This window comes from Phenylobacterium sp. (assembly GCF_031360265.1).
GTDB lineage: Bacteria > Pseudomonadota > Alphaproteobacteria > Caulobacterales > Caulobacteraceae > Phenylobacterium.
In genome coordinates this window covers 1-5,951 of sequence record NZ_JANMBF010000105.1, presented here as the reverse complement: position 1 = coordinate 5,951, position 5,951 = coordinate 1, and the positions used below count along the sequence as shown (strand labels likewise).

The following is a 5,951-nucleotide window of genomic DNA, read 5'->3' as shown; positions in this document are numbered from 1 at the left end:
TCGATGACCTGGGCGTAGATGTTCTTCGACGAACGGAAGACCGACAGGCGCGGACGCCCGTTGGCCAGCTTGCGCAGCCGGATGCGCGTGCGTTGCGCGCGCTTCTGGGCGGAATCACGGGAGGAAAGAGCCATGACCTACTTCTTCTTGCCTTCCTTGCGGCGGACCTGCTCGCCGGCGTAGCGAACGCCCTTGCCCTTGTAGGGCTCGGGCGGACGGATGCGGCGAATGCGCGCCGCCGTCTCGCCGACCTGCTGCTTGTCGATGCCGGAAATCTTGATTTCGGTCTGCTTGGGCACAACGAAGGTGATGCCGGCCGGGGCCGGGATTTCCACGTCATGGGAGAAGCCGAGCTGCATGGAGAGCGCGGGGCCCTTCATGGCGGCGCGATAGCCGACGCCGACCAGTTCGAGCGTACGTTCGAAGCCGTCGGTGACCCCGGTGACCATGTTGCTGACCAGGGTGCGCGAGAGGCCCCACATGGCCTGGGCGCGCTGGCTCTCGACCCGCTTGCAGAGGGTAAGCTCGCCGCCGTCCTGACGGACTTCGATCTCTTCGGCCACCGTCCAGGCGAGTTGCCCCTTGGGGCCCTTCACCGTGACCGTCTGACCGTCGAGGGTCACCGTGACCCCGGCCGGGATGGCGACCGCCTTTTTTCCGATACGCGACATATCAGTAGACCCGGCAGAGGACTTCGCCGCCCACGTTCGCGTCTCGCGCGGCGGTGTCCGACATGACGCCCTTGGGCGTCGACAGGATCGAGATCCCGAGACCGTTCTTCACCGGCTTCAGATCTTTGATCGACGAATAGACGCGACGTCCGGGCTTGGAGACGCGGCTGATCTCGACGATGACGGGGGCGCCGTCAAAATACTTCAGCTCGACCTCGAATTCCGGGAAGGCGCCGGGGGTTTCCACCAGGTGGTAGCCGCGGATGTAGCCTTCGTCGGTGAGCACGTCGAGCAGCCGGGCGCGCATCTTCGACGCGGGCGTCAGCACCTTGGCGCGGCCGCGCATGGCGGCGTTCTTCAGACGGGCGATCAGATCGCCGATGGGGTCGTTGACCATTGTTGGACCCTCCTACCAGCTCGACTTGACGAGGCCGGGGATCAGCCCGTGCGACCCGAGGTCACGCAGGGAGATCCGGCTCATCTTCAGCTTGCGGTAGTAGGCGCGCGGACGACCAGTCACCAGGCACCGGTTACGGATGCGGGTCTTGGACGAGGAGCGCGGCAATTCCGCCAGCTTCAGTCGGGCTTCAAAACGTTCTTCAAGCGGCAGAGCCTCGTTGTTCGCCTTTGCCTTCAGCGCAATGCGCTTGGCGGCGTACTGTTTGACGAGGGCCTGGACCCGCAGGTTGCGGTTGACGGCGCTTTTCTTGGCCATGTGTTCTTTCCTTCCCGCCGACTACGCTTGCGCGACGACGAACGGGAACTGGAATTCCTTGAGAAGCGCGCGCGCCTCGTCATCGGTCTTCGCAGTCGTGGTGACGATGATGTCCATTCCCCACATCTGATCGATCTCGTCGTAGTTGATCTCCGGGAACACGATGTGTTCGCGCAGACCGAGGGCGTAGTTGCCCCGACCGTCGAAAGAGGTGGGCTTCAGGCCCCGGAAATCCTTCACGCGCGGCAGCGCGATGGTGATCAGCCGGTCCAGGAATTCGTACATGCGCTCCTTGCGCAGGGTGACCTTGGCGCCGATCACCATGCCTTCGCGCAGCTTGAAGCCGGCGATGGAGTTGCGCGCTTTGGTGGGCACGGGCTTCTGGCCGGCGATCCTGGCGAGATCGGCCATGGCGGCGGTGACCTTCTTGGAGTCGGCCACGGATTCGCCGATGCCCATCTTCAGGACGATCTTGTCCAGCCTGGGGATCTGCATCTCGTTGGTGTAGCTGAACTGGTCCTTCAGGGCCTTGCGGATGCGCGTCCGGTACTCGGACTTCAGCCGCGGTTCGTATGCCTTATCAGCCATGGATCACCTCGCCGGTCGTCTTGGCGAACCGGACCTTCTTGTCGCCTTCCACGCGGAAGCCGACGCGCGTCGCCTTGCCCTTGGAATCGACGATGGCCACGTTCGACACGTGAAGCGGCGCTTCCTTGTTCTTGATGCCGCCCTGGGGATCGCCCTGCGAGGCGCGGGTATGGCGCTGAACGATGTTCAGCCCCTCGACCAGCACGCGGGCCTCCTTCGGGAACACCTTGGTCACCGCGCCCTGGCGGCCCTTGTCCTTGCCGGCGAGGACCACAACGCGGTCCCCTTTTCTGATCTTTGCCGCCATCACAGCACCTCGGGGGCGAGGGAGATGATCTTCATGTGGTTCTTGGCGCGCAGTTCGCGGGGAACCGGGCCGAAGATCCGCGTGCCGATCGGCTCGCTCTGCTTGTTGACGATGACCGCCGCGTTCTTGTCGAAGCGGATCACCGAGCCGTCCTTGCGCTTGATCGCCGAGCTGGTGCGCACGACGATGGCCTGCAGAACGTCGCCCTTCTTCACGCGACCGCGCGGGATGGCTTCCTTCACGGAGACCACGATCTTGTCGCCGACGCCGGCATAACGGCGCCCGGCGCCGCCCAGCACCTTGATGCACATGACTCGGCGTGCGCCGGAGTTGTCGGCGACTTCCAGGTTGGTTTGCATCTGGATCATCGGTTCTGATCCCTTACGCTGCCTGGTCGGCGCCGCCCTTGGGCAGCACCTCCCAGGTTTTGAGTTTCGACTTCGGCGCGCATTCGATGATGCGGGCCAGGTCGCCGGACTTGTAAGCGTTGCCCTCGTCGTGCGCGTGATAGCGCTTCGAACGGCGGACAGTCTTCTTCAGCACGGGATGCAGGAAGGTCCGTTCGACCTTCACGATCACCGTCTTGTCGCCCTTGTCAGAGACGACAAAGCCCTCGAGAATTCGTTTCGGCATCTGTCCGGTCTCCTCAGGCCTGAGCCTGTTTGGTCCGCAGGTGGGTCTTGATGCGCGCGATATCCTTGCGCACCTGATCCACGCGGTGGGTCTTCTCGATCTGGCCGGTCGCCTTCTGGAAGCGCAGGTTGAACTGCTCCTTCTTCAGGTTGATCAGGCTCTCGGCCAGTTGGTCGGGGGTCAGCCCGCGAACTTCGTCGATCTTCATCACGCGTGCTCCACGGCGGCGTCGATGCGCGCGACGATGCGGGTCTTCACCGGAAGCTTGGCCGCGCCGAGGCGCAGGGCTTCGCGGGCCACGTCGTCCGGCACGCCGTCGATCTCAAACATGATCCGGCCGGGATGGACGCGAGCGGCCCAATACTCGACCGCGCCTTTGCCCTTGCCCATCCGCACTTCGGCCGGCTTGTCGGTGACCGGCACGTCGGGGAAGATGCGGATCCACACCCGGCCCTGGCGCTTCATCTGACGCGTGATCGCGCGGCGGGCCGCCTCGATCTGGCGCGCGGTGATGCGCTCGGGCTCCACCGACTTCAGGCCATAGGACCCGAAGTTCAGCGTGAAGCCGCTCCGGGCGAGACCATGGATCTTGCCCTTGAACTGCTTGCGGTATTTGGTCTTCTTCGGAGACAGCATTTCTCAGATCCCTAGGCGTTCGCCGGTTCGCGCCGGTCGCGGCGCGGGCCGCGGTCGGGACGATCGCCGGAGCGGTCGCGACCGCCGCCTTCACCTGCTGGGCCACTTTCGGTGGCCAGGCGCTTGTCGAGCGCCATCGGGTCGTGATCGAGGACTTCGCCCTTGAAGACCCAGACCTTCACGCCGATGATCCCGTAGGTGGTCTTGGCCTCGGTGAAGCCGTAGTCGATGTCGGCGCGCAGGGTGTGCAGCGGCACGCGGCCTTCGCGATACCATTCCATCCGGGCGATTTCCGCGCCGCCGAGGCGACCTGAGACATTGATCCGGACGCCCTTGGCGCCAAGCCGCATGGCCGACTGCATCGACCGCTTCATGGCGCGGCGGAACGCGACCCGGCGCTCAAGCTGCTGGGCGATGTTCTCGGCGATCAGCTGGGCGTCGGTCTCGGGCTTGCGGATCTCGACGATGTTCAGGTGAACCTCGCCGTCGGTCAGCGCAGCGATGTCCTTGCGCAGCTTGTCGATGTCCGCGCCCTTCTTGCCGATGATCACGCCGGGGCGCGCGGCATAGATGGTGATGCGGCACTTCTTGTGCGGACGCTCGATGGTGATCCGCGAGACGCCGGCCTGGTAGAGGCGCTTCTTCAGCGCGCGCCGGACCTTGATGTCCTCGTGCAGCAACTTTCCGTACTCGGCGCCGTCGGCGAACCAGCGGCTGTCCCAGGTGCGGTTGATGCCGAGCCGAAGCCCGATCGGATTTACTTTTTGACCCATCAGGCGGCCTCACCCTGTTCGCGGACCACGATGGTGATCTCGCTGAACGGCTTCTCGATGCGCGAGGCGCGTCCCCGCGCACGGGCGGAGAAGCGCTTCATGACCAGGTTCTTGCCCACGTAGGCCTCGGACACGACGAGACTGTCGATGTCGAGGTTGTGGTTGTTCTCGGCGTTGGAGATCGCCGAATAGAGCGCCTTGCGGACGTCGATGGCGATGCGCTTGTGGCTGAACTCGAGCTCGTTGAGGGCGCGCTGCACCTTCAGGCCGCGAATCGACTGGGCGACCAGGTTGAGCTTGCGCGCACTGGTCCGCAGGGTGCGGACCTTGCACATGGCGGCCGAGGCGGCCAGTCGGCGAGGCTGTTTACTCTGCGACATGGCTACTTCCTCTTGGCCTTCTTGTCGGCGGCGTGGCCGGGGAAGAAGCGGGTCGGAGCGAACTCCCCCAGCTTCATGCCCACCATGTCTTCCGACACGTGCACGGGGACGTGCTTTTGGCCGTTGTGCACGCCGAAGGTCAGACCCACGAACTGCGGCATGATTGTTGAACGGCGCGACCAGGTCTTGATCACGTCCTTGCGGCCCGAGCCTTGGACGGCTTCGGCCTTCTTGAGCAGGTATCCGTCGACGAACGGACCTTTCCAGACTGAGCGGGTCATCGCTTAGCGAGCCTTCCTGGCATGACGCGACCGGATGATAAACTTATCCGTCGTCTTGTTCGTACGAGTGCGGGCGCCCTTGGTCGGCTTGCCCCAGGGCGTGACCGGGTTACGGCCGCCGGAGGTCTTGCCTTCGCCGCCGCCGTGCGGATGGTCGACCGGGTTCATGGCCACGCCGCGAACGTGCGGACGGCGGCCCTTGTGGCGATTGCGGCCGGCCTTGCCCATGACCTCGTTCATGTGGTCGGGGTTCGACACCGCGCCGACGGTGGCCATGCAACCGTCCGGCACCATCCGCAGTTCGCCCGAGTTCAGGCGGATCTGCGCGTAGCCGGCGTCGCGGCCGACCAGCTGGGCGTAGGTGCCGGCCGAGCGGGCGACCTGGCCACCCTTCAGCGGCTTCAGCTCGACATTGTGGATGATCGTGCCGATCGGCATGCCGCGCAGCGGCATGGCGTTGCCGGGTTTCACGTCGGCTTTTTCGGCCGAGATCACCTGGTCGCCGACCTTCAGGCGCTGCGGCGCCAGGATGTAGGCCAGCTCGTCATCGGCATATTTGATCAGCGCGATAAAGGCCGTGCGGTTGGGGTCGTACTCCAGCCGCTCGACAATGCCGACAACGTCCATCTTGCGACGCTTGAAGTCGATCTTGCGATAGAGCCGCTTGGCGCCGCCGCCGCGGAAACGCACCGCGATGCGCCCGCCGCCGCCACGCCCGCCGCTCTTGGTCAGGCCCTCGACGAGGGACTTCTCGGGTCGGCCCTTGTGCAGCTCGGACTTGTCCACCAGCACCAGCTGGCGGCGACCCGGCGAGGTCGGATTATATTGCTTCAAGGCCATCGGATCAGAGCCCCGTGGTGATGTCGATCGACTGGCCTTCGGCCAGGGTCACGACAGCTTTCTTGACGTCGGAACGACGGCCTTTGATGCCGCGGAACCGCTTGGTCTTGCCCTTGACGTTGAGGGT

Annotated in this window: 15 protein-coding genes; all 15 read right to left on the bottom strand. The window is 64.8% G+C overall.

Annotated features, from left to right (window positions below; all coding sequences use genetic code 11):
* The coding region (locus RMN86_RS09930; protein WP_309605683.1) for a 50S ribosomal protein L18 at positions 1–134 on the bottom strand (134 nt) is incomplete at its 3' end.
* A gap of 3 nt (positions 135–137) precedes the next feature.
* Entirely contained in the window at positions 138–671 is a 534-nt protein-coding gene (gene rplF, locus RMN86_RS09925; RefSeq protein WP_309605681.1) for a 50S ribosomal protein L6, read from the bottom strand.
* Position 672: 1 nt separating this feature from the next.
* Entirely contained in the window at positions 673–1,068 is a 396-nt protein-coding gene (gene rpsH / locus RMN86_RS09920) for a 30S ribosomal protein S8 (protein WP_309605680.1), read from the bottom strand.
* A 12-nt stretch (positions 1,069–1,080) separates the two neighbouring features.
* Positions 1,081–1,386: a 30S ribosomal protein S14 gene (gene rpsN / locus RMN86_RS09915; protein WP_309605679.1), complete on the bottom strand. Its 306-nt coding sequence runs from the start codon at positions 1,384–1,386 to the stop codon at positions 1,081–1,083.
* 21 nt (positions 1,387–1,407) lie between these two features.
* A complete protein-coding gene (rplE, locus tag RMN86_RS09910; protein WP_309605678.1) occupies positions 1,408–1,974 on the bottom strand; it encodes a 50S ribosomal protein L5 in 567 nt (188 codons plus the stop codon).
* Positions 1,967–2,281 carry a 50S ribosomal protein L24 gene (rplX, locus tag RMN86_RS09905; protein WP_309605677.1) on the bottom strand — a complete coding sequence of 105 codons (315 nt, stop codon included), beginning with the start codon at positions 2,279–2,281 and terminating at the stop codon, positions 1,967–1,969. Before rplX ends, rplE begins: the two co-directional genes overlap by 8 nt.
* Positions 2,281–2,649 (bottom strand): 50S ribosomal protein L14, encoded by a 369-nt coding sequence (gene rplN / locus RMN86_RS09900; protein WP_056018090.1) that lies wholly within the window; start codon positions 2,647–2,649, stop codon positions 2,281–2,283. Before rplN ends, rplX begins: the two co-directional genes overlap by 1 nt.
* Positions 2,650–2,662: 13 nt before the next feature.
* Positions 2,663–2,914: a 30S ribosomal protein S17 gene (rpsQ, locus tag RMN86_RS09895; protein ID WP_309605676.1), complete on the bottom strand. Its 252-nt coding sequence runs from the start codon at positions 2,912–2,914 to the stop codon at positions 2,663–2,665.
* A gap of 13 nt (positions 2,915–2,927) precedes the next feature.
* Positions 2,928–3,122: a 50S ribosomal protein L29 gene (gene rpmC, locus RMN86_RS09890; protein WP_309605675.1), complete on the bottom strand. Its 195-nt coding sequence runs from the start codon at positions 3,120–3,122 to the stop codon at positions 2,928–2,930.
* A complete protein-coding gene (gene rplP / locus RMN86_RS09885) occupies positions 3,122–3,550 on the bottom strand; it encodes a 50S ribosomal protein L16 (RefSeq protein WP_309605674.1) in 429 nt (142 codons plus the stop codon). Before rplP ends, rpmC begins: the two co-directional genes overlap by 1 nt.
* Before the next feature lie 11 nt (positions 3,551–3,561).
* On the bottom strand, positions 3,562–4,323 hold the full coding sequence (gene rpsC, locus RMN86_RS09880; RefSeq protein ID WP_309605673.1) for a 30S ribosomal protein S3: 762 nt from the start codon (positions 4,321–4,323) through the stop codon (positions 3,562–3,564).
* The gene (gene rplV / locus RMN86_RS09875; RefSeq protein WP_309605672.1) at positions 4,323–4,703 is read right to left on the bottom strand and encodes a 50S ribosomal protein L22; all 381 of its coding nucleotides are present in this window, start codon (positions 4,701–4,703) and stop codon (positions 4,323–4,325) included. Before rplV ends, rpsC begins: the two co-directional genes overlap by 1 nt.
* A 2-nt stretch (positions 4,704–4,705) precedes the next feature.
* Positions 4,706–4,984: a 30S ribosomal protein S19 gene (gene rpsS / locus RMN86_RS09870; RefSeq protein ID WP_309605671.1), complete on the bottom strand. Its 279-nt coding sequence runs from the start codon at positions 4,982–4,984 to the stop codon at positions 4,706–4,708.
* Positions 4,985–4,987: 3 nt separating this feature from the next.
* A complete protein-coding gene (gene rplB, locus RMN86_RS09865; protein WP_309605670.1) occupies positions 4,988–5,824 on the bottom strand; it encodes a 50S ribosomal protein L2 in 837 nt (278 codons plus the stop codon).
* Between the two features lie 4 nt (positions 5,825–5,828).
* The coding region (rplW, locus tag RMN86_RS09860) for a 50S ribosomal protein L23 (RefSeq protein WP_309605682.1) at positions 5,829–5,951 on the bottom strand (123 nt) is incomplete at its 5' end.

Excerpts from the sequence above, each read along its gene's own strand:
- rplF (WP_309605681.1), bottom strand. The coding sequence starts at position 671 with ATGTCGCGTATCGGAAAAAAGGCGGTCGCCATCCCGGCCGGGGTCACG.
- rpsH (WP_309605680.1), bottom strand. The coding sequence starts at position 1,068 with ATGGTCAACGACCCCATCGGCGATCTGATCGCCCGTCTGAAGAACGCC.
- rpsN (WP_309605679.1), bottom strand. The coding sequence starts at position 1,386 with ATGGCCAAGAAAAGCGCCGTCAACCGCAACCTGCGGGTCCAGGCCCTC.
- rplE (WP_309605678.1), bottom strand. The coding sequence starts at position 1,974 with ATGGCTGATAAGGCATACGAACCGCGGCTGAAGTCCGAGTACCGGACG.
- rplX (WP_309605677.1), bottom strand. The coding sequence starts at position 2,281 with ATGGCGGCAAAGATCAGAAAAGGGGACCGCGTTGTGGTCCTCGCCGGC.
- rplN (WP_056018090.1), bottom strand. The coding sequence starts at position 2,649 with ATGATCCAGATGCAAACCAACCTGGAAGTCGCCGACAACTCCGGCGCA.
- rpsQ (WP_309605676.1), bottom strand. The coding sequence starts at position 2,914 with ATGCCGAAACGAATTCTCGAGGGCTTTGTCGTCTCTGACAAGGGCGAC.
- rpmC (WP_309605675.1), bottom strand. The coding sequence starts at position 3,122 with ATGAAGATCGACGAAGTTCGCGGGCTGACCCCCGACCAACTGGCCGAG.
- rplP (WP_309605674.1), bottom strand. The coding sequence starts at position 3,550 with ATGCTGTCTCCGAAGAAGACCAAATACCGCAAGCAGTTCAAGGGCAAG.
- rpsC (WP_309605673.1), bottom strand. The coding sequence starts at position 4,323 with ATGGGTCAAAAAGTAAATCCGATCGGGCTTCGGCTCGGCATCAACCGC.
- rplV (WP_309605672.1), bottom strand. The coding sequence starts at position 4,703 with ATGTCGCAGAGTAAACAGCCTCGCCGACTGGCCGCCTCGGCCGCCATG.
- rpsS (WP_309605671.1), bottom strand. The coding sequence starts at position 4,984 with ATGACCCGCTCAGTCTGGAAAGGTCCGTTCGTCGACGGATACCTGCTC.
- rplB (WP_309605670.1), bottom strand. The coding sequence starts at position 5,824 with ATGGCCTTGAAGCAATATAATCCGACCTCGCCGGGTCGCCGCCAGCTG.